Source organism: Acinetobacter sp. AND/436 (assembly GCF_049546925.1).
Taxonomy (GTDB): domain Bacteria; phylum Pseudomonadota; class Gammaproteobacteria; order Pseudomonadales; family Moraxellaceae; genus Acinetobacter; species Acinetobacter indicus.
The window spans coordinates 112,137-135,317 of record NZ_JBMXBO010000001.1; the positions used below are offsets into that span (position 1 = coordinate 112,137).

The window sequence follows — 23,181 nt, forward strand, 5'->3', positions numbered from 1 at the left end:
ATAGAAAACGTTCTTAATAATTATGTCAGATTCAAAACTAGGGATTTACGATCAATCTTTATATATGATTCATAATCGGCTGTTTTTTCGATTATTTCAGGTAGGTAATAGTCTCGATCGCCAATGTTTAAATGAACTCGGTATTTCACCCGTGCATTGGGCAGTGATGGGTGCACTTTCGCGCCCGCACCTCAATGATGCAGGCATGTCATTTTCTGATTTAACCGAATATTTAGGGATTAGCCGGCAAAGTTTAGATAATGTTTTAAAACGATTAGAGCGTGAAGGCAGTGTACAGCGTGTCATCTCTCATCAAGACAAACGGGCTAAAAATGTAGCGCTCACGCCATCCGGACAACAAAGCTGGCTTGGCTTACAGGAGCAATTTTTTCAGTTCTATCATCAAGCCATGTCTGGCTTTGCCTTGGATGATTTAGCCAGTTTAATCCACTTACTCAACAAGTTGAATACGGGCCTCAAACAGATCCACCTTGCACAACCTGATGCTGACACGAATGAGTAGGATTTTTTATTTCTAGCGATGCCTAAGGCTTTGGACTGATAAAATTTAAAAAGTTAAAAAAAATCAAAATATGAAGATTAAAAGGAGTTTCAAATGCAGCAACATACCTTGGTCGATCAAGCGATTAGCTCAAGACATTCTGTACGTGCTTTTAAAAATACCCCACTTGATACACAGACCATCAAAGATATTTTAAATATCGCCTGCCGTGCACCCTCAGGCAACAATATTCAACCTTGGAAAGTGTATGTCGTGACTGGCCAAAAACGCAATGAGCTGATTCAGCAGGTCTGTGCAGCACAAAGCCAGATTTTTGAACAGCCTGAAATTGCGAGCCTTTATCAAGAAACGTTTAAGTATTATCCTGAGCAATGGACATCGCCATTTATTGAGCGCCGCCGTGAAAATGGTTGGGGACTCTACGGTTTACTGGGTATCAAAAAAGGTGAACAGCAGAAAATGCAACAGCAGCATTTACGTAATTATCAGCTATTTGATGCTCCCGTAGGCCTATTTTTTACTTTAAGCACGACTTTAGAAACTGGCTCAAAAATGGACATTGCGATGATGATTCAAAATGTCATGATCGCAGCCAAAGCACGTGGAATTGATAGCTGTCCACAAGCTGCATGGAATCCATTTCATCAAATTGTTGTCAAGGTGCTTGGCATTCCTGAAAATGAAGAACTCGTTTGCGCCGTTGCCCTGGGTTACGCAGACCAAACTCACGTTGTGAATCAATTGCATACACCACGTGTTCCTGCCGAAGAGTTTGCTGTTTTCTATGATTAAAACCAAAAGTTAAAAGGCACATAAGGTGCCTTTTATTTTAGCCTTGCGGGAGGATATTTTTACACTTTAAAGCTTTCAACTCATCTTCAGAAACAAAACGGTTTAAAATTTTATCTTTATCCTCACCCCAATAAAGGAGGTGCTTTAACATATTGGACTGGTATTTCAGACAATTTAATGGGTAAACCAATCGAAAGATAATCGGAACCTAATGGATGCTCCATCCTGATGAGCATTTTACGGGATATCACCTGCTCTTCTTCTAATGCTTGCTTTAAATCATGAATCATACCAACCGGAACCTTCACCGCGTGAATACGTTCAACCCAATATTGTGCGGGTTGAGTCATAAAATGCTGCTGCAATAACGCAGTAATTTCTTCACGATGGGTCACACGGTCCTTATTTTTTACAAATTTTGGATTTTGAGAAAGTTCTGGCAAGCCAATACTGTCACATAACATCTGAAACTGCTGGTCATTACCGCAAGCGATAATAAACTCACCTCGCTTCGCCTTAAAAACTTGGTACGGGACGATATTGACTGAACCGTACCGGGTTTGTCGGAGACTCAATATTCTGAGAGACTATTCCGATGAAAAAACCAAACTATACCCCCGAAATTAGAGAAAGAGCGGTTCAATTACTAATTGAATCTGAAAAAGATTATCCATCGAATTGGGCTGCGATCACGGCTATTGCGCCTAAGATTGGTTGTACGCCTGAAACTCTACGTATTTGGTATCAAAAATATTTAGATAAACAAAACCCAATTAAAGTACAGCAACTTTCAGATCAAGAACGTATTAAACAACTCGAACGCGAAAATAAAGAATTAAAACGTGCCAATGAAATTCTACGTAAAGCAGCCGCTTTTTTCGCCCAGGCGGAGCTCGACCGCCCACACAAATAATGGTGGATTTTATCCATAACAATAAAGATCGATATGGTGTTGAAGCGATTTGTAGAATTTTACCGATTGCAGCTTCGACCTATTATCGGGCTTTAGATCTCGTTGATAACCCAGAACATCGAGCGAAACGTGCTCTGCATGATTTACATCATGCAGAGCAAATCAAACGTATTTGGAAAGAAAGTTCAGGTCGATATGGTGTACGTAAAGTTTGGCAAAAATTGAAACGTGAGGGTTATGTTATTGCACGTTGTACAGTTGCTCGATTGATGCAAAAGCTAGATATACAAGGTGTTTGGCGTGGTAAGAATAAACAAACTACCCGCAGCCGAGATGATCAAAAACGGGCAGGTGATTTAGTGAAACGGAATTTTAGTGCTGATCGACCTGACCCTTGCGAAGCAGTGCTTCTCAGGTCAGTGACTTTACGTATATTCAAACCAATTCTGGCTGGGTCTACACCGCATTTATTATTGATGTGTTCTCACGAGCAATTGTTGGATGGAAAGTATCTACACGGATGAATACAGATATGGTGCTCGATGCATTGGAGCAAGCATTGCACGATCGAGGCATGCCAAAGAATGTAATTCATCATTCAGATAGAGGTGTTCAATATCTTTCTATTCGCTATACCAATCGTTTAGAAGCAGCAAATTTACGAGCATCAGTCGGTACAACGGGTGATTCATACGATAATGCTTTGGCTGAAACGGTGAATGGCTTATACAAAACAGAGGTGATTGAATCATTGAACAGCGTTATCCGCCATGCAACCAAGAAAAGAAAAATCTTCCCAACTGATGATTCCGTGAAAAAGGTGGTATATTTAGCAATTATGGCAGCAAGCAAAAAATGGACGATGCCTATTCAGAATTGGAAAGCTGCCATGAATCGCTTTAGTATCATGTTTGAAGAGCGTGTAACCAAGTATTTTTAAAACTGTATTTACACAGAATTATTTACACCCTCGCTGTCTTTGATAAGCAATATTCAGAGGCATCCAAAGATTTTGCTACGTTTCATCGATGAGGCGTAGCACCTCCTCCAACTGTAATATATTTCTTCTCGCTTTCACTGATACATAACGCTGTAAACTCCCCCAAGAATCGTGCAAACTTACTTTCTGAATTTCAGGAATAGTAAAACTCTGTTCAGCTAATCGAGTACAGCCTTCATGTCTCAAGTCATGAAATCGTAAATCTTCAATCCCCAAAATTTTACAAGCTTCTCTAAACTCTTTACCCAAACTTTTGGGATTCAAAGGCAATAACAAATTTTCATTATGTCCAAGCTTTAGCATCCGGTCACGGACTTCTGAATGCTTTAATCTCTTAATTATTTCCTTAGAAGAATCAAGAACATCAAATGATTTGTGATTGCCTTTAGAGCCATTCGGATTCTTTAGATCATGCACTTTCCACGTTGAATGATGTGGGTCATAATCTCGAAGATACAATCGTGTTAATTCAGCTTCACGTCTGCATGAGAAAATTGCAAACCACATAATCAAATGCATTGGGTATTTAGAGCCATAACGATTTAACTTCCATCGTTCTGCAAAATACTTCGTCAATGCAATCAATTCATCTCTTGAAGGCAGTCGGTCTCTTTTTTGACTGGAGGATATTTGACGTGTTTTTCTTAACTGAGCAGTAGCCTTATCAAAGCTATTTAAATCAATATCCATTTCCCACATAACAGCAGCATGAGAAAGAACACCTCTGATATGTAAAAGCTCATGTTGCAGTGTACTAGTCGCAATAGGTTCAAGCTCGAGGTACGGAATTCCACCCTTCCTTAAAGCCACATGCTCGGCCAAATGTACTGATTTTATTTTTGTGATAATATTGCGCGCAATTGGTAGCTTCTTAATTAAGAGCAGAGAATAGCGTTTCGTCCTTCCGTACTCGCTCCCGACTTCATCCAAATATTTATCTATGGCATCTGATAAGGTCAGATCAATCAACTTTTCTTTGCCAAGCAAAATATCAGGATTTTCTTGAATTTCGACTTCTCGTTTCTTAATCCAGTTTTCAGCTAATTTCTTTGAGTGAAATGTTTTACTTTCAGAAAAAGCAGGAAAGCCCTTTCGAGTGATTCGAATCGCAGCACGATAGTTAACTTTACCATCTGCACCTTTCCTTGCTGTAATTGACCCCATAATTTACACCAAAAGCTATTTTTCCTATTATGGTGTAAAATTTGGTGTAAATGCAAACGGATTCACCCACCTAAACACAGGTTCAAACAGATTCTCGCAGGTTGCAGAATATAGATTAAAGGTATGATTTTTAATGACTATTAACAAAAACATTGAAAACACTCAATCTCCGAGAATCAGTGTTGCCCCGATGATGGACTGGACCACCCGGGATTATCGTTTCTTTGCGCGTCTGTTTAATCCAAACGTGATTTTATACACAGAAATGGTCACCACCGGCGCCATTATTCATGGCGATGCCAAACGCCATCTGGAGTTTAATCAGGAAGAACATCCAATTGTGCTGCAACTCGGCGGCTCCAATCCTCAAGATCTGGCCACCTGTAGCAAAATGGCGCAAGACTGGGGCTATGATGAAGTTAACCTGAATGTCGGCTGCCCAAGCGACCGCGTGCAGAACAATAAAATTGGCGCCTGCCTGATGGCCGAGCCTGATCTGGTGGCAGAATGTATCGCAGCAATGCGTCATGCGGTGGATATTCCAGTGACGGTTAAACACCGGATCGGGATTGATGACATGCATTCGTATGAAGAAATGCTGCATTTTGTCGATACCGTTGCCAAAACCGGCTGCAATAATTTTATCGTGCATGCCCGGATTGCACTGTTACAAGGCCTATCACCCAAAGAAAACCGTGAAGTGCCGCCTTTACGCTATGAAGATGTTTACCGTTTAAAGCAGGATCGCCCGGAGCTGATCATTGAAATTAATGGCGGCATTAAAACCCTGGCAGAAACACAGGCACATTTACAGCATGTCGATGGGGTGATGATTGGCCGCGAAGCCTATCACAATCCGTATTTACTGGCCGAACTGGGACATTTCTGGAATCTGCCCCTCCCGGACCGTTTCGAGATTATGCAGCAGATGATGCCATATATCGCACAGCGCGTGGCTGAAGGTGCACCGCTGTCGATTATCACCCGTCATATTCTGGGCCTGTTCCAGAACTTGCCAGGCGCACGCAAATGGCGTCAGGCCTTAAGTGGCGGCAATGCCAAAACCTTAAAAGATGTGGAAGTGGCCATTCAGAATATTCAGGCCGCGATGCAGCGTACTGAAAACTATCTGCAGGAACACGCTGTTCAGCCTTAAAAGATCAACAAAAAGCCCTCAATTGAGGGCTTTTTTTAGAATCAGATCGTAACCGGATTATGCCTGTTTGGCTTTTAGCTGATCGAGTTTTTTCAGAACTTCGGCCACGGCCACCATCGCAAAACTGGAAGTAACCACTACCGCCGAACCATAGCCACCACAGCGCAGCCCGGCACTGGCACAGACATCAGCACTGGAAAACGGATTATCAATTGAATAGATGCAGGTAATCCCGAACTTCTCTTTCGGCTTTTTACAGATGCCTTTGCTACGCAACTGGGCACGCAGTTTGGCCAGCATCGGGTCCTGTTCGGTTTTAGATAAATCAGCCACACGAATTTTCAGCGGATCGAGTTTACCGCCGGCACCGCCGGACACAATCAGCGGCACTTTATTAAAGCGGCAATACAGCATCAGCGCCAGCTTGGCTTTGACATCATCAATACAGTCCAGCACCACATCGGGCGTATGCGCCAGCAGGTCTTTGACATTGTCCGGGGTCAGGTAATCATCAATCAGGTTGATCTTGATGCGTGGATTAATAGCACGGCAACGCTCGGCCATAATTTCAATTTTTTCATGGCCCAAAGTGCTGCTCATGGCCGGTAATTGCCGGTTGATGTTGGAAGCGGCCACCACATCCATATCCACCAGGGTCAGCTCACCAATACCAGTTCGTGCCAAGGCTTCAACCGCCCAGGAACCGACCCCGCCGATACCAATCACCATGACATGACTGTTGGCATAATACTGAAAGCTGTCCTCACCATAAATTTTGGCAACACCGGCAAAACGGCGGTCATATTCATCATCTTGGAGCAGTTCAGTCATTGCACAATCAAATCTTATACAGGAGGGCTTATTTTAACGGTTTTTTCACATGGCGTGTGAGATTGGAGGATTTTTGCACGGCGCAACATCAGCGAGAGATTTAAATTTTAGGCCAGATGTAAAGCCTGTAACGAATTCTGCCAGATCATCTCAGCCAGTGCTGTCTGCTCCATCTGCAGGCTTTGCGCCAGTCCTTCAAGTACATAAGGCAAATTGGCCGGCGTATTGCGGGTGCGCTGCTCGGTCGAGGACTGGCAGCACAGCGGTGTCATATCCGGACAATCGGTTTCAAGCACCAGATGTTCTGGGCCTAATTCCTGCACCACCCGATGCAGTTTCTTGGCATTCGGATTGGTAATTTGTCCGGTCACGCCAATTTTAAAACCCAGTTTGACAAAGGCTTTGGCTTCTTCAACACCACCGCTAAAGGCATGGGCAATTCCGCCATAGCTAAAATTCTGCTGTTTTAGCAGCGCCAGCACATCGGCATGGGATTTACGAATATGTAGCAATACCGGACGCTGAAACTGGTGTGCCAGCTCCAGCTGGGCGGTAAAATACTTTTGCTGTTTCTGATACAGCTCGGGCTGTTTATGCTGCTTTAAAAAGGTATCCAGGCCAATTTCACCAACCGCAACACAGTCCTGTTTACGCAATAACTGTTCTACATCCAGCAGATGTTGCGGCTGATGCTGCTCGATATAAAACGGATGTAATCCCGGTGCCAGATGGCTTCGCGGCGCCTGGCTTAAACGGTTCAGCCATTGATGGGTATTCAGTAACTGCTGAAAACGCGACTGCACAAAGCCAATTAAAATCAGCTGTTCGACACCCGCCTGCTTCGCCTGATAGGCCAGTTGCTCCCGATCGGCATCAAAATCCGCCACATCAAAGTGGGTATGGGTATCAAACAGTGCCAATGCCATTAGATGGTTTTCGCGTCAGCGCTGGACGCAGCTGCTGTAGTGGCTTCGCTGGCTGGCGCTTCGGGTGCCGGCAAATACGGTTTTTTCAATACCTGCTGTAGCTCTGTATAAGGAATCATCAGCCGTGGCAAACCGACCACATACGGACCAATTTCATATTCAGCATATTGCAGAATCAGGCCCTGCTGCCCCAGATAGAAATTATCCGACAGCTTGAATTTCCAGGCCTGCTCGTACTCGGCAACATTATTGGCCAGTTTGCTGTCTACCACCCATTGCTTAAAGGCTTCATAGGCGGCAGCTTCCAAAGCGGCTCGTTGCTTCGGCTGCAAGATGTCAGCCAGTTTGACCTGCTTTTTCTGCTCCAGATCAAAATTAAAATAGGTTTGCGCAGTAGCGCCATGTGCACCGCCCAGATAGCTGCTGCTATTTACTACCACGGTGGCCAGCGGCCCTTCCGAGTTTAAAATTTTTGGTTTAATCATCAGGCTAATCTGATGATTGGCACTCAGCGCCTTGATTTCCTGATCCAGACTTAAGAAGGCCGCAATAAAGGGCTGCACCTGCTGTTCCAGTTTCTGTTTTGGCGTTGGAATTTGCGTTAGTGCCTGTGCCGAGGAAGCTGGCTCTGCCGCAGAGGCTGGTGCTTCAACATTCAGAGGTTTATCTGCCGGAGCAATTTCTAGGGTCTGGTTCAGTTCTTTAAGAATGTACTGATCAATCTGCTCATCAACAAAAGGCTGGTTACTCTGCAAACGCTCAACAGAAAGCTCGGGGCAGTTTTTACCTTCACATTCCGGCAAGTTCAGCTGCAGCTTTTCCGGCTCGCCAATCAGTTTTAGCGCCTGCTGTTCAACTTCTGCAGCCTGCGCCTGCTGTTCCTGTTTCGGTTCATTATTTTTGGGCTGACATGCGGTCAATGCCATGGACACGGCCAAGACACTCATCACCCATGCTGTTTTTTGCTTTAACATTGAATAACCTTTATTGCCTTTTGTGCATCTCAGATTCAAAGCGGATGTTCTGATTATTAAAACATGCGCGAATAAATTTCAGCTTTTACAACTTGTTGAGTTTGTGCTTTCGTTAAGTAAATATCAAGCTGCGTTCCATCTTTCACAATTTCATGAGTGCGATAATGCAGCCCCATGCCTTCATGATCAAAGAACCAGTCGGCCTGTCCCCAATATAAGGTTTTCGGTGCGGTATTTTGCACCTCTGTACTCTGTTCTTTCAGCCATTGCTGATAGGCCTGCTGCACGATTGCATGCATCGCGGTTTGCTGCTCGGGCTGAATAATATCCAGTGCGGTTAAAGCCTGCTGCTGTTGACGATCAGCCACGAAAAAATAATAACGCTCTTTAACTTTTACTGTTTCCTGATGGCTATCCACCCCAATCTGCAATAACACATACTGGTTGCGCTGATAGGCTAGCCGGGTATACAGCGCCAGTTCATAGGCCGGATTTTTGGCAAACTCGGCCTGCCAGGCATCAGATTTTTTTACATAGGCATTCACCGCCTGCTGCAGGCTCATGTCCTGTTTCAGCCCGATCTGGTCCTGAATCACCTTGGCCTGACTTTTGGCAATCCACTGGTTCAGCCATGGATCCTGCGTCTGAATAGTTTGAATATCCAGATCAATACAGTTTTTCTTTTCACAAAATGGCAAAGCAATCTCTGCCGGCTGCTGCTTAATCTGCAGGAATGGCAGCACCTCGGCTTTTTCCTGTTGGAAGATATTGTTTTCAGGACGCGCATCTTCAGCCGATTCATTGTTCTGGGAAGATGAGTCGCAGCCCCCCAAAGACAGTGCCAGCACGGCACAAGCGATAAAACTGATTTTTGTTTGCATTGTGGTTCTCTCTTCCTGAAATTTTCCCCATCCTAGAAAAACAGCTTCACGAAGAAGCTGTTTTAACGGCGATGACCATTTAGTGTTCGCGGGTGTTACTGAACACGATGTCCGGATAACGCTCCTGCATCAACTGCAAGTTGACGCGGCTTGGCGCCAGATAAGTCAGATGACCACCACCATCCACCGATAACTGGTCATGGGCTTTTTTCTTGAACTCGTTGAATTTCTTCTCATCTTCACAAGAGACCCAACGTACCGTGTTGATGCTGACCGGCTCGTAAATACAATCGACCTTGTATTCTTCTTTCAGACGATAGGCCACCACTTCAAACTGCAGCACACCGACCGCACCCACGATCAGGTCATTGCTGTTTTGCGGCATAAATACCTGGGTCGCACCTTCTTCCGACAGCTCTTTTAAGCCTTTTTGCAGCTGCTTCGATTTTAGCGGATCTTTTAAACGTACACGGCGGAACATTTCCGGTGCGAAGTGCGGAATACCGGTAAACTGCAGGTTTTCACCTGAGGTGAAGGTATCACCAATCTGGATGGTACCGTGGTTGTGCAGACCAATAATATCGCCCGGCCATGCTTCTTCCAGATGCTGACGGTCACCGGCCAGGAAGGTTAAAGCATCTGAAATACGCACGTCTTTACCAATACGCACATGCTTCATCTTCAGGCCTTTTTCATATTTGCCTGAGCAGATCCGCATAAAGGCAATCCGGTCACGGTGTTTCGGGTCCATATTGGCTTGGATTTTAAAGACAAAGCCCGTGAAACCTTCTTCAGTCGCTTCGACCACACGGTCCTGAGTCGGATGTGCTTTTGGTGGTGGCGCATAGTCGCTAAAAGCATTCAGGACATGGTCAACACCAAAGTTACCTAGTGCAGTTCCAAACAGTACCGGGGTTTGACGACCTGCCAGGAATTCTGCACGATCTAACGGTTCATTGGCCATTTGCACCAGTTCTAAAGATTCTTCAAATGCCGCCCAGGCCAGTTCACCGACTTTTTCACGCAGGTCAGCATGGTCATAGCCATCACGCACTTCAATTTCAGGAATAGTCGAGCCAAAACCGGCTTTATAGACGTAAAATTTTTCTTCCAGCAGGTTAAACACGCCAGCAAAATCACGCCCGGTGCCCAGCGGCCAGGTAATCGGTACACATTTAATTTTCAGGACGTTTTCAATTTCATCCAGCAGCTCTAAAGGCTCACGGATTTCACGGTCCATTTTGTTGACAAAAGAGATAATTGGCGTGTCACGCATACGACACACCTCCATCAGTTTGATGGTCCGGTCTTCGACACCTTTGGCCCCGTCAATCACCATAAGTGCCGAGTCTACTGCGGTTAAGGTCCGGTAGGTATCTTCCGAGAAGTCTTCGTGCCCCGGGGTATCGAGCAGGTTGATCATCTTGTCTTTATACGGGAACTGCATGACCGAGGTGGTAATCGAAATCCCACGCTCTTTCTCCATTTCCATCCAGTCCGAGGTCGCCGCCCGATCCGATTTACGGCTTTTCACCATTCCCGCCACCTGAATCGCCTGCCCCCATAACAGCAGTTTTTCTGTCATGGTGGTTTTACCGGCATCGGGGTGGGAAATAATCGCAAAGGTCCTGCGCGCCGCGACTTCTTTCGCGAGTTGATCTTTAAACATAAGGGAAATCTTCAATATATACACAGTTTGCGACACACATTTTCATGTGAATCCAAGCCGTGAAGGGATAACTTAAAATTGGCGCAATTGTAGCAGATTTCAGCCAACAATCATTAGAGCACTTGGGCCGGAATCGGTTTAAATTTTAAGTGGAAAATAAAAGTATCTTGAGATCATCACTTTGCGATAAAAACAAACAAGCCCCGCATCTGTTTCACTTTAAAAGACTTAGGCTTTTCACCGCAGAACAGAACTCCCCATATTTCTTTATCATTTGGAAAAATCAGGGAAAATCAGCATCCTCTCTGCGGATATTTTTGATTTAAATATCTCATTAAAGCCAATTAAATAATAATTATTATCAATAGAGAGTGATATTCAATATCATTTACAACGGACTGTTTATTCCCCACACTGCATGCACTTTTTTCGGGGTCCATCCAGAGCATGTTATGAAATCTTCTCTTTTTTTTGCTGTCTTCACTCAGCTTGATGACAGCGCAAGCCTATGCCAACGAAACAGCCAGTACTGTGACTTTACCCACACTCAACTCTTCGGCACAGGCAAGCCTTAGCCTGAAAACGCAAGTAGAGCAAGCCTCCACCGCCAGCAAAGGTATGGCACCACTGAAAGATATTCCTCAGATTGTGAATGTGGTTCCGCAACAAGTCTTAAAAGAACAGAATGTGACCTCCCTTCAAGGCGCATTGCAGAATGTAACAGGCTTAAGTTTTAGCGTCGGAGATGGCCAGCGTGATCAGGTCATGATTCGCGGCTTTTCGGCGATTTCCGATCAGTATGTCGATGGGGTACGCGATGACGCGCTGTATTATCGTGATCTGTCAAATGTAGAACGGGTGGAAGTGCTAAAAGGGCCGGGATCGGTGTTATATGGCCGGGGTTCAGCAGGTGGTCTGATCAACCGGATCAATAAAAAACCCCTGGATGAAGCACTGCATGAAATCAGCCTGATCGGCAGCAGCCTGGGGCAAAAACGTGCCGAACTTGATTTTGCCGATGCTCTCAATGACCAGCTCAAAGTCCGCCTGACCGGTGCGCTTGAACACTCAGATGGCTATCGCAATCAGAGTTTCGTCAATCGGGAAACTGTAGCACCGTCTGTGCAATGGGATATTTCAGATCAAACCACTCTGCTGCTGCAAGCCGATTACCTGCACGATGACCGTTTGGCTGATCAGGGCTTTCCCATGGACCCACTGACCGGCAAACCGGTACGTACCAATCCAAAAACATTCTATGGCGCCTCCAACGCAAAAGATGTGGGCAATGTCGATACTGAAGTGTCCAGCCAGACGGTTACACTAGAACATCAGTTTAATGATCAGCTAAAATATCGCGGTGTCGCCCGGCATTATAATTATGCCTTGGACCGGGAATACAGCAACGCCAGTCCAGCAGCAGATCAGGTCACGCTCAGCCAGATTAAACGCATGCGCGATGAAGATGGCATCTTCTTGCAAAATGAACTGTCCGGCGTCTTTCATACTGGCCAGATCAAACACGATACCTTAATCGGCACGGAATACAGCCAGCAGCACAAAGATGAAATATTCTGGTTAGGGTCAAAAGCCACGACCGATTTGTATGATCCGGTCTTGCCGCACTGGTCACCGGTCGATACCTCTGCCATTCCAAGAGTCAATACCGCCAGCGAATTTGAAAATTATGCCGTCTATGTACAAGACCTGATCAGCCTGAATGAACAGCTCAAGGTTTTGGCCGGGGTACGTTATGATCATCTTTCCCAATACAGGCATGATCAGAAAAATAACAGCAGCATCCAGCGCGATGACCAGACCCTCTCCCCTCGCCTGGGCGTGGTCTATCAACCGACCAAAAATTTATCCTTATATGCCGCCTATAATCAGTCGTTTCAGCCACTTGCAGATTCATTCGTGTTTTATAGCAACAGTGCCGACCTGAAACCAACCAAAACCAGAAACCTGGAAGTCGGGACCAAATGGGACATCAATGATCGGCTGAATATGACCCTGGCCGTATTTGAAATGACGCAGAGCAATATCCAAAATAAAATTCCGGACAGTAATCCGCCGCTGGCGATGCTGGCTGGGGAACAAAGCACGCAAGGCGTTGAAGTGTCCTTGACCGGTCAGCTCAGCGATCAATTATCCCTGTTGGCGGGTTATGCCTATATGGATGGAAAAATTGAAAAATCGACCATCGGTCTGGCCGGCAAACAGGCCGCATTAACGCCCAAAAACAGCGCCAATCTCTGGTTAAAGTATCAACTGGATGAACACTGGTTTGCTGCCGTGGGTGGTCGGGCAGAATCCTCCCGCTTTAGTGCGCCGGACAATAAAAATGTCTTGCCAGGCTATGCGGTTTTCAATGCCGCGCTGGGTTATCAGACCGCGCAGTATGATGTAACACTAAATCTGAATAACCTGTTTGACCGTGATTATTTTGTCTCAGGACATGGTGAGGGGAACGATTCCAATATGATGGGCGACCCACTGAATGCACAGCTCGCGCTTCGTTATCGTTTTTAATATGTGAGGTAAATAGATGTCATCTGGCATCCATTTTTAAACCATTTTTTCTTGCAACATCGACCGTGATTTTTTAAACATCTGGCTATCTAAAAACAGTACCTTAATCAGACCCGATAATTTCATTTTGTACTTGCGGCAAGTCTTCCAAACGCTCGACCTCAACCGGCATCGACAGCAAATAACCTTGTAATTGCTGACAACCCAAACGCGCCAGAATTTCGGCCTGTAATGGCGTTTCCACCCCTTCTGCGGTAACCGTCAATCCCAGTTTGGTCGCCAGCTGGATAATACTTTCCAGAATCATTTCTTCTTTGGAATCGCGATACAGGTCTTTAATAAATGCGCGGTCAATTTTTAGCTCATCCACCGGCAGGTCTTTTAAATACAGGAAACTGGAATGGCCCGTGCCAAAATCATCAATCGCCAGTTTCACGCCCATTTCTCTTAAGCGCCTAAAACTGCGAATACTCGATTCCACATGATGCATGGCAGTGGTTTCGGTAATTTCAATCATGAGATGACTCGGGTCAATCGCATAACGGCAGAATAAGGTTTCCAAGGTACTAAACAAATGTTTATGCTCGAACTGCACCGCCGACAGATTGACTGCCAATGGAAACAGGTTCAGCCCCTGCTGTTCCCATTGCTGAATCTGTTTGCAGGCCTGCTCGAGGGCCCAATAGCCCATCTGGATAATCAGGCCGGACTTCTCCGCACCTTTAATAAACATATTCGGGGTCAGCAGACCATGCACCGGATGCATCCAGCGAATTAATGCTTCAACGCCACAAATCTGCTGGGTGCTGGTGGTAAATTTGGGCTGGTAAAACAGAATAAACTGCTGTTCATCGACAGCTTTATATAAATCATTTAACAGCTTGGTCTGGCTTTTGGTTTCCTGCTGGTCAATGCTGTAATTAAACACCGAATAGGTGTTACGGCCCTGATATTTTGAAGTCAGCATGGCGGCATCGGCATTCATCAGTACATCTTGCAGGTTGTTGCCGTGCTCCGGGTACATAGCAATACCAATACTGGCCGAAATATTAATACTCTTGCCGGCAATCAGGAAACTGTCCTGTACACTGTGCAGCACATTTTCTGCCGCCTGAATCGCATCCTCAACCGTGGCCTGCTCCAGCACCAGCAAGAATTCATCACCGCCGATTCTTAATAATTTTTCCTGTGATTTCAGCTGCTGATGCAGTCGTGTGGTCAGCTGAATCAGCAACTGATCACCAACATGATGGCCAAATACATCATTCACCGCCTTAAAACGGTCCAGATCAATATATAAAAACGCGACATTCTGCTGATTGATGCGCTGGGCGCTAAACAGCAAATGCGCATATTCAGCCAGATATAAACGGTTGGGTAATTTGGTCAGATTGTCCTGCACCGCCTGATTGGCCAGCTCACGGTTAACCAGCGACAGCTGGCGGTTACGTTCTTCCAGACGCTGCTCCAGCACGGCCACACTAAAGGCGGCAACCATCACCAGACTGGTCACAAAAATCACGGTAAACAGCAAGATGCCATTACCGGTTTTATAGATCGCATCCAGACGTTCTGTATCAATCGGATAGTAAGACACCGAGGCCATGCCGGTATAATGCATCCCGACAATGGCCAGCGACATCATAATGGCAATCATCACCTTATAGTGACGATGGTAAAGCAAGGTATTTTTAAAACGAAACGCCAGCCAGAAGGTCAGGCCGGAACCACTAATGGCAATGAGCACCGAAAACACCACCAGTAGCGGATCATAATAGGTCCGATGATTCTCTACGACCATGCCCAGCATACCGGTATAGTGCATGCCGGAAATGCCGAGTCCCATTAACACCGCCCCAATCACCAGACGGGCAAAAGGCAGGGTGGGTTTGGTGGTCAGCCAGATGGCAAAGGTGGAAGCAATAAAGGCAATAACACCAGAAAAAATGGTTAGCGGCAGATTAAACGCGTAATTGGCTGGTAACTGGCAAGCCAGCATCCCGACAAAATGCATGCCCCAAATAGCAACGCCAAGGCATAGGCCACTGAGCAAGAGCATGGCTTTTTCAGATTTCTGGCGGATTCCCCCGAGCAGGAACTGCTGGGTTGAAATAGCCAGATAACTGGCCAGAATTGCAACCGCAATTGAACCTACCACCAGGCTAAAGTCATAGTGAATATGAACCATAAAAAGCTTCCGTATAGGTTATTTTTTTGTTGTTACTATACTCAACGCTAAATACTCATGAATTTTCCGCTTTAAAAGATAACAATAAAACAAGGAATTAAAACTCAAACTAGAATCTTATACTATCGCATTGAGGTCAAGCCTAAATGCGGTTTTTCCGCCCTGAAAACCGTCATTTTTCATGTTGATTTGCCGGCTCATCTGCCTTTTGAGCCATTCAACTCAAGCGCATCAAAAAAGGCCAGTACATCTACCGGCCTTTTTCTCACACCCAAGGTCTTATTTGGCTGTGCCTGATTGTAACTGACTATAATCCAGTAACACATTGGCCGCTTCGCTCACAAAGACTTCTTCTTCCGGCAGTGGTGGACGCTGGTTGGCTTTCATTTTGGCCCGTGACTCGGCTTGCGCTTCCAGTGAGGCCTGATAGCTTTCCCAGTTTGGATACGGCGCCAAACCGGTCGCCTGACGACGCATGTTTTCAGCAGCTAAGGTTTTTCGTTCCAGCTCAATCAGCTCGGCACGGCGCTGATCTAAATCCAGTACCGCCGTTTTGCGCTCTTCGGCCTGTTTGGCAATACTTTTACGCTCAGTCAGATACTTGAACTGCGGATCAATACTGACCCGGGTCTGCGAAGATTTGGCCAGTTGCGGCACATAAGACTGCACCACGCCCTCACGTTTAAATGGTGCGGTGGCAATGGTATCCCACTTCAGCGCATTCTTGGCCTTACGCTCACCAAATTCTTCATTGTAGATATCTACCAGTTTAATGTCCGGAATCACCCCTTTGTTCTGGGTACTGCCGCCGGTAATCCGGTAGAACTTACGCTGGGTGAGCGTGGCCTGACCATAGGCCAAGGTATCCAGCTGCACCTGTGCTGTCCCTTTACCGGTGGTTGTGCTACCAATCACAATACCGCGCTCATAATCCTGAATCGCGGCTGAATAAATCTCGCTGGCAGAAGCCGAAGCCAGGTTAATCAGGACTGCTAGCGGGCCAGCATAGGTCTGTTCACCGCCATCATTGTCTTCAAACACGCTCACGTTGCCATTGCCATCACGGATTTGTACTACCGGACCCGATTTAATCACCTGACCCAGCATACGTGCCACCTCTTCAAGTGAGCCGCCCGGGTTATTGCGTAAATCGACAATAATCCCGTCGACATTTTTGGCAGCCAGCGTTTTCAAGGCATTGTTGGTGTCTTCCGATACCGAACGGTATTCCACTCCGGCACGGCGCGCCCGATAGTTCAGATAAAATGATGGAATTTCAATCACGCCATAGGTATAGGTTTTGCCATCACGTTGAATTTGCACGGTTCGGTTACGCACCCCGGCATCTTCTTCCTGAATAATGTCACGTACCAACGTCACGGTACGTGCCTGACTCATCGAGGCACCCGGACCGAGTAAACGCAAGGTCACTTTGGTGCCACGTTTACCGCGAATCAGACCGACCACTTCATTGCTTGGCCAGCCAATCACATCCACAATTTTCTCGCCATCCTGACCGACACCAATAATCCGGTCGCCAGATTTGACCTGACCAGATTTACTCGCCGGTCCGCCTTCAACAATGGTTTCAATCTTGGTGTAATCTTCATTGCTGCGATCCGGACGAATCGACACCCCAATCCCTTCCAGCTGCAAGGTGGTCTGACGGTTCAGCTCCATTGCATCAACAGGCGGGAAATAGTTGCTGTGCGGATCATAGGTCAGCATCATCGCATTTAAGGTTTTGTCCAGCACATCGTCGCTTTTCAGACGGCTCATGCGTTCCAGCTGACGAGTATAACGCTTGGTCAGGGTTTCCACCGGCGTCATATCTTCCGGGCCGGATAAATCTTGCCCATTGGCCAGTTCTGGATTTTCCTTGAGGGCTTTTTGTTTGGCCTGCTCTTCTTCTTTGCTGATGGTCAGGTTAATCAGCTGGGACACCAGCATTTTTTGCCAGTGGGCTCGCTGCTCGGCCTGGGTCTTAAAGAACGGTGCTTTTTCACGGTCCAGCTCAATGGTGACATTCGGCTGTTTTAAATTCTGCGGTTTTTTCAACTCGGCCAGCATAAACTGATAAAAGGCCTGCATGCGTTCACGATAATGCGCATGAATCTGATACGGGCCCGATAAATCACCGGCTTTTAAGGCGGCTCCAAAATTGGCGCCATATTTTTTCTTGTACTGTTCGACTTCATCGGCCAGGAACAAGGTGTGCTCCGGGTCCAGACTATCGATGTAAAAATCAAAAATGCGATTGGAGGTGTTGCTGTCTAAACGCTGGTTCAGGTAATGCTGACGGTCAACCAAGGTCGCTAACTGGCGTGACACCAAGGCCTGTTCCCGGGTTGGAACAATGGTATTGGAAACAGCAGCAGTATTATTGGCAGCAATGGCTTCGTTGATTGCGTGACTAAAGAAGAATCCCCCAGTTGCCACGGCAACTGCACAAGCTATCGTTTGAAGTTTCATAAATAATGTGTATTTCCTTGGTTTTCGACCAGTAGTACAAGGTTGCTTAGCGACGAATCAAGCAGATTCAAAATCTTAAACAACTTAATCTGTTTATGTCGTGTAGTTTTATCATATTCTGTGCTGACAAAATGTAGCAAATCATTGCAGAATTCAGGTATTGTTTTTCGATAAAAATTTGAATCCGGAACCGATATGATTGGCGCATTGATGCTCGACATCGCTGGCACAGCACTTACTCAAGAAGATATTCAACTCTTACAAGCTCCGCAAGTCGGTGGCGTCATTTTATTTGGTCGAAATATCGAATCACCGCGGCAGGTACGCGCCCTGACCGATCATATGCGTCAGGTACGTCCGGATATTTTAATTGCAGTCGATCAGGAAGGCGGCCGGGTGCAGCGTTTAAAACAGGGTTTCACCCTACTGCCGGCCATGGGCCGTTTTGGCGAGCTGTATCAGCAGCAGCCGGAACTGGCGGTCGAGCTGGCTGAACAGTGCGGCTGGCTGATGGCCACCGAAGTATTAGCGGTCGGTATTGATTTCAGTTTTGCCCCGGTGCTGGATTTAAATGACATCAGCGATGTCATTGGCGACCGCAGTTTTGCCCGCAATATGGACGATATTATCGTACTGGCACGCGCCTTCTTAAGTGGCATGCAGCGCGCTGGTATGGCCACCACCGGCAAGCATTTCCCCGGTCATGGCTCGGTCAAGGCCGATTCGCATGTGGCTGCTGCGATTGATTCACGTTCTTATGCAGAGATTCAGCAAAAAGACATGCAAAGCTTTATCCAGCTGCAAGCCCAACTGGATGCCCTAATGCCTGCGCATGTAATTTATGATCAGGTCGATCCGAACCCGGCCGGTTTCTCTCCGTACTGGATTCAGACCGTGCTACGTCAACAGCTGAATTTTGATGGCGTGCTGTTCTCGGATGATTTAAGCATGCAGGCCGCCTGTGTGGCAGGTGGTGCCGATGCCCGCATTCAAGCGGCCTTAAACGCCGGTTGTGATATGGGACTGGTCTGTAATGACCGTGCCGCCGCCTGTCTGGCACTGGACGGCATTCAGGATTTACCGTTACCAAATCAGGCCCGTTTAGCCCGTATGCGTGGCCAGATTCCAGAAATTCAGATCGGTGATGTACTCGAGCTCGGCCCGGAATGGCAAGCAGTACGCGACCGTATTGTCCGCTTTAAAGACAGCGGCCAGTAATACCGACAAAGGAACAGGACAAGCTGTTCCTTTTTCTTTATGATGCAAATACATAAATCCACCCCGAATAAATAAAAAGAATAGAGGACCTTGCATGAGCCAACCGCTTTCCGAACATCGCCATATATCCTTTACTGCCCACTATACCGGCTATATCTGGTTTCAAATGGGCATCTCGCATCCGGTATTTGCTACTTCAAAAGGCAAGTTTCTGGCCAAATTGGTCCATCCGCTGGAAAGCTGGGCCGAAAAATATGTCGGTGGCAGTATGCGCACCACCCTGAAAGAACGCCACACCATTATTGACCAGCAACTGACCGAGCTGATTGCCCGCAATCCTCGTACCCAGGTGCTGGAAATTGCCTGCGGCCTGTCCCCACGGAGCTGGAATTTCCGCCAGAAATATCCGGAACTGAATTACCGCGAGCTGGATTTACCGGATATGGCCAGGGTGAAAACCGCCGCCTTGCAACAACTGGACCAGCAGGCACCGGAAGTCTTGAGTGCCGATATTTTCAGTGAAGAATTTGCCCAGATTTTTCAGCATTTTGACCCGCAGCAACCGCTGGTAATTATTAGTGAAGGCTTAATCAATTATTTCGACAAGCCGATGCTCAGCAAACTGCTGCATGGGATTTATCAATATGGACAACATTTTCAGGAACTGCATTACTTGAGTGATATTTATCCTGAACCGGTGAAAAACAAACTGGCCAGCTTTATGTGGACCAGCAGTAAATTACTGAAAGTCATGTCTCGCAGCGCCTTTAGTTTTCATTTTCAAAGTCCGGGTGAAGTCCGTGACTTTGTTAAAGCCAGCGGTTTTGAGCGGGTCGATATTCTGCAGCCGCAGCACTATTTCCACACTCCGGACCTGCCCGCCCCTGAAGAACATTTGGGTGATATTGTCTGGGTGCTGCACGCCTGCCATAAACAGCCCAGTGCCTAAAAGAGAGTTCTGAGCCTCATCAGCCCATAAAAAAACAGCGCCTTTGCGCTGTTTTATTTTTAGATACCTCAATTTAGGCAATTGCTGCCAGACAACCTTTTTGACGCTGGATATAACGCAGCAAACGCTCGGCAATATCAAAGCTGCCATGTTTTAATAAAGCGCGAATCTGCTGATCCTGCACTTCAAAAATCAGGCACTCAATCTGGAAACTACCCTCTTCATCTTGGAGTGTCAGGGCCAAATCACGCTCATACTGCGCAGCCCGTTCTGCCTGTCCGTCTTCAAAACGTAGCAATACGCCAAAAAAGTTCAGATCGACAATTTCCGTGGCAAAGCTTAAATCGGAATGACGGTGCGTTAACTGACTAAATGGCTGTTGTACAGCAATGCGTTCTTCTCCACGGCGCTCCATGGTCAAGAGCTGGGCACGGGTCATGGGGATAATACCTTCTAGCGACTGAATTGGTTCATCTCTTAAGAAGGTGGCAAACAGGCGCATGGTTTCTTTACGGCGCTGCAACTGCGGCACATGGTCGGCATTGGCAATCATGGCAAATTCCATGTCCGGACATTGCAAGGCAAAATTGGCATTTTCATGTGGCAAGGTAAAACTGTCATACTGACCACAGGCCACCAGCACCTTGCACTGCGGAATAGGAACGTGAGTCAGGCGCAGCAGACGATTACAATTGATATCATAGCGTTCCTGTTCGGTGGCGGTGAATTCGGCCATCTGCCGGAAGAACAGCCGCTTGGCGGTTGGCGACATGCGGGTCGCTTCCAGCTTGGCATGATTGACTAGATATAAAATTACCGCCTGACCAAACTCATCCATGCGCTGCTCTTTCATTAAATGCAGCGATTCTTCCAGCAGCATACGCCAGCTTTTCCGGGTCTTTTGCATGACACCCATCAGAATCATGCGGTCTATCAGTTCCGGACGCTGATGCGCCAGGCAAGAGGCCACCACCGAACCGAGGGACATGCCCAATACCGCGACCTGACTCAAGCCAACAATATCCAGCCAGCGACCGAGCATGGCTGCCAGATCTTCCAGCTCCAGCGTACCGGCAGATATGCCAGTATCGACATTGCTGATTTGCTGGTTGGCGCCCATGGAAGGTAAATCAATCAGGATAATCGGGCCGGCATCAAACAGTTGTTCAACACAGTATTTATAGGAGTTAAAATTCTGAAAAGCGCCCCCGATAATCACCATCGGCGTCATGTGCAAGGTGTCTGGGCGAGCAATCGCCATGTATTCAATCTTCCAACCGTCAATCCAGGTTGTACGCGCTGGCTGTTTGAAACTGTGCTTATCGTAAAGATCAAAAAAACCAAAGTGAGCACTTGACTGCCCGACTTCCGAGTCCATTTGGATAATGGAATTCATATTCCTTTCCTCCATTCTCGCGCTTATTTTTATTGTGCAAGAGATGATTTCTAAAATTGAGCAAAAATCGCATCCTGCTCTTTCATTGTTATTTGTATGACTTCAATGTCCATCGTGTTTCATTCTATACAGGTGTCGTTTTGACACGCAACCTCTTCTGCAACCACTTGTCTGCTTTTAAACAGGAAACAATTTCAAAATGTTTAGCGCTTTTCCGGCTTTCCTGCGGAAAATTCCATCAAACTGCTTCATTGTCCCGACCTAGACTGTTAATATCGAGGAGAAATTTCTAAGTGATCAAACCGCTATGCACGAGTCTATTGAACAATATATGCAAACGGTAGGACAACAAGCGCGCCAAGCTTCCGCAGTTCTGGCAAGTGCTTCTACCCAAACAAAAAACCATGCTTTATCTGCTATTTACACTGCGCTTGAAAACAGTGAAACAGCAATTTTAGCTGCCAACCAGATTGATATGACCAAAGGTCGCAACAACAATCTGGATAGCGCCCTGCTTGATCGCTTAGAACTGACTCCCCCGCGCTTTAAAGGCATGTTACAGGGCCTGAAAGATGTGATTGGCCTGCTTGACCCAATTGGTGAAATTACCGATATGGCCTATCGTCCGTCGGGTATTCAGATTGGCAAAATGCGTGTGCCTTTAGGCGTGGTCGGCATGATTTATGAATCCCGTCCGAACGTGACCTTAGAAGCAGCTTCGCTGGCGCTAAAATCAGGCAATGCCATTATTTTACGTGGTGGTTCAGAAGCGCTGGAATCGAATAAAGCCATTGCCGAAGCCATTCAGCACGGTCTGAAAACCGCAGGCTTGCCAGAAACGGCGGTACAGGTCATCAATACCCCAGATCGTGCCGCTGTAGGCCAGTTAATTACCATGTCGGAATATGTCGATGTGATTGTGCCACGTGGCGGCAAAGGCTTAATCGAGCGCATCACCAATGAAGCCCGTATTCCGGTAATTAAACATCTGGATGGTAACTGTCATGTCTTTGTCGAAGCACAGGCTGACTTGCAAAAAGCCCTACCGATTGCCCTGAATGCCAAAACCCATCGTTATGGCGTCTGTAATGCCATGGAAACCTTGTTGGTGGATGAAGCCATTGCAGATGAGTTTTTACCGCGCATTGCCGAGCTGTATGCGGAAAAACAGGTCGAGCTCCGTGGCTGCGCCGAAACCCAGCGTATTTTAGGCGACAGCGTTCAAACGGCTACCGAAGACGACTGGTATACCGAATATCTTGGTCCGGTTCTGGCCATTAAAGTGGTGTCGGGTCTGGATGAAGCGATTACCCATATCAATAAATATGGCTCACACCATACCGATGCCATTATTACTGAAAACTTCAGTCTGGCGCGTCAGTTCCTGGCCCGTGTTGATTCCAGTTCAGTGATGATTAACGCCTCTACCCGCTTTGCCGATGGCTTTGAATACGGTTTAGGGGCTGAAATTGGTATTTCTACCGATAAAATCCACACCCGCGGCCCAGTCGGTCTGGAAGGTCTGACCTCGCAAAAATGGGTCGTGTTTGGAGATGGCCAGATTCGCCAATAACTCACTTTTCTAAAGATATGAATG

At 46.7% G+C, this 23,181-nt stretch carries 15 protein-coding genes, 3 pseudogenes and 1 other annotated feature; of the genes and pseudogenes, 8 read left to right on the forward strand and 10 right to left on the reverse strand.

Going from position 1 to position 23,181, the window contains the following annotated elements:
• The first annotated feature begins 22 nt into the window (after window positions 1-22).
• A complete protein-coding gene (locus ACPEPR_RS00510) occupies window positions 23-523 on the forward strand; it encodes a MarR family winged helix-turn-helix transcriptional regulator (RefSeq protein WP_411686717.1) in 501 nt (166 codons plus the stop codon).
• Window positions 524-616: 93 nt separating this feature from the next.
• Entirely contained in the window at window positions 617-1,315 is a 699-nt protein-coding gene (locus ACPEPR_RS00515; protein ID WP_168399348.1) for a nitroreductase, read from the forward strand.
• Window positions 1,316-1,352: 37 nt separating this feature from the next.
• Here the strand turns inward: ACPEPR_RS00515 and ACPEPR_RS00520 are convergent.
• Window positions 1,353-1,872, reverse strand: a pseudogene (locus ACPEPR_RS00520) (CoA transferase); the annotation flags it as partial.
• A gap of 38 nt (window positions 1,873-1,910) precedes the next feature.
• Here ACPEPR_RS00520 and ACPEPR_RS00525 point away from each other — a divergent pair.
• Window positions 1,911-3,168 (forward strand): annotated as a pseudogene (locus ACPEPR_RS00525) (IS3 family transposase).
• Window positions 2,186-2,302: a sequence feature (AL1L pseudoknot), on the forward strand. (Overlaps the previous pseudogene by 117 nt.)
• A gap of 75 nt (window positions 3,169-3,243) precedes the next feature.
• Here ACPEPR_RS00525 and ACPEPR_RS00530 read toward each other — a convergent pair.
• Window positions 3,244-4,392, reverse strand: a complete 1,149-nt coding sequence (locus tag ACPEPR_RS00530) for a site-specific integrase (RefSeq protein ID WP_019838434.1) — start codon at window positions 4,390-4,392, stop codon at window positions 3,244-3,246.
• 133 nt (window positions 4,393-4,525) lie between these two features.
• Between ACPEPR_RS00530 and dusA the strand changes: the two genes are divergently transcribed.
• Window positions 4,526-5,548, forward strand: coding sequence for a tRNA dihydrouridine(20/20a) synthase DusA (gene dusA / locus ACPEPR_RS00535; RefSeq protein ID WP_216075302.1), 1,023 nt, complete (start codon window positions 4,526-4,528; stop codon window positions 5,546-5,548).
• Between the two features lie 57 nt (window positions 5,549-5,605).
• On the opposite strand, the gene ACPEPR_RS00540 is transcribed toward dusA, so the two are convergent.
• The 5 genes from ACPEPR_RS00540 to ACPEPR_RS00560 form a co-directional block, all read right to left on the reverse strand.
• The gene (locus ACPEPR_RS00540) at window positions 5,606-6,379 is read right to left on the reverse strand and encodes a tRNA threonylcarbamoyladenosine dehydratase (RefSeq protein WP_005180122.1); all 774 of its coding nucleotides are present in this window, start codon (window positions 6,377-6,379) and stop codon (window positions 5,606-5,608) included.
• Window positions 6,380-6,486: 107 nt separating this feature from the next.
• On the reverse strand, window positions 6,487-7,305 hold the full coding sequence (locus ACPEPR_RS00545) for a TatD family hydrolase (RefSeq protein WP_160255460.1): 819 nt from the start codon (window positions 7,303-7,305) through the stop codon (window positions 6,487-6,489).
• Window positions 7,305-8,279 carry an RsiV family protein gene (locus ACPEPR_RS00550; protein ID WP_168382350.1) on the reverse strand — a complete coding sequence of 325 codons (975 nt, stop codon included), beginning with the start codon at window positions 8,277-8,279 and terminating at the stop codon, window positions 7,305-7,307. Before ACPEPR_RS00550 ends, ACPEPR_RS00545 begins: the two co-directional genes overlap by 1 nt.
• Window positions 8,280-8,335: 56 nt before the next feature.
• On the reverse strand, window positions 8,336-9,160 hold the full coding sequence (locus ACPEPR_RS00555) for a hypothetical protein (RefSeq protein ID WP_423561799.1): 825 nt from the start codon (window positions 9,158-9,160) through the stop codon (window positions 8,336-8,338).
• A 79-nt stretch (window positions 9,161-9,239) separates the two neighbouring features.
• Window positions 9,240-10,829, reverse strand: coding sequence for a peptide chain release factor 3 (locus ACPEPR_RS00560; protein ID WP_160240962.1), 1,590 nt, complete (start codon window positions 10,827-10,829; stop codon window positions 9,240-9,242).
• A gap of 452 nt (window positions 10,830-11,281) precedes the next feature.
• Here ACPEPR_RS00560 and ACPEPR_RS00565 point away from each other — a divergent pair.
• Window positions 11,282-13,361: pseudogene (locus ACPEPR_RS00565) on the forward strand (TonB-dependent receptor).
• 103 nt (window positions 13,362-13,464) lie between these two features.
• Here the strand turns inward: ACPEPR_RS00565 and ACPEPR_RS00570 are convergent.
• Together ACPEPR_RS00570 and ACPEPR_RS00575 are read right to left on the reverse strand one after the other, a co-directional pair.
• On the reverse strand, window positions 13,465-15,549 hold the full coding sequence (locus ACPEPR_RS00570; protein WP_160240961.1) for a putative bifunctional diguanylate cyclase/phosphodiesterase: 2,085 nt from the start codon (window positions 15,547-15,549) through the stop codon (window positions 13,465-13,467).
• A 279-nt stretch (window positions 15,550-15,828) separates the two neighbouring features.
• Window positions 15,829-18,021, reverse strand: coding sequence for a carboxy terminal-processing peptidase (locus ACPEPR_RS00575; protein WP_423561800.1), 2,193 nt, complete (start codon window positions 18,019-18,021; stop codon window positions 15,829-15,831).
• 195 nt (window positions 18,022-18,216) lie between these two features.
• Between ACPEPR_RS00575 and nagZ the strand changes: the two genes are divergently transcribed.
• Window positions 18,217-19,239, forward strand: coding sequence for a beta-N-acetylhexosaminidase (nagZ, locus tag ACPEPR_RS00580; protein ID WP_016658574.1), 1,023 nt, complete (start codon window positions 18,217-18,219; stop codon window positions 19,237-19,239).
• A gap of 94 nt (window positions 19,240-19,333) precedes the next feature.
• Entirely contained in the window at window positions 19,334-20,188 is an 855-nt protein-coding gene (locus tag ACPEPR_RS00585) for a class I SAM-dependent methyltransferase (protein ID WP_423561801.1), read from the forward strand.
• A gap of 73 nt (window positions 20,189-20,261) precedes the next feature.
• On the opposite strand, the gene ACPEPR_RS00590 is transcribed toward ACPEPR_RS00585, so the two are convergent.
• A complete protein-coding gene (locus ACPEPR_RS00590; protein ID WP_160240959.1) occupies window positions 20,262-21,584 on the reverse strand; it encodes an alpha/beta fold hydrolase in 1,323 nt (440 codons plus the stop codon).
• Between the two features lie 307 nt (window positions 21,585-21,891).
• Between ACPEPR_RS00590 and ACPEPR_RS00595 the strand changes: the two genes are divergently transcribed.
• Entirely contained in the window at window positions 21,892-23,157 is a 1,266-nt protein-coding gene (locus tag ACPEPR_RS00595) for a glutamate-5-semialdehyde dehydrogenase (RefSeq protein WP_075167437.1), read from the forward strand.
• Window positions 23,158-23,181: the final 24 nt, after the last annotated feature.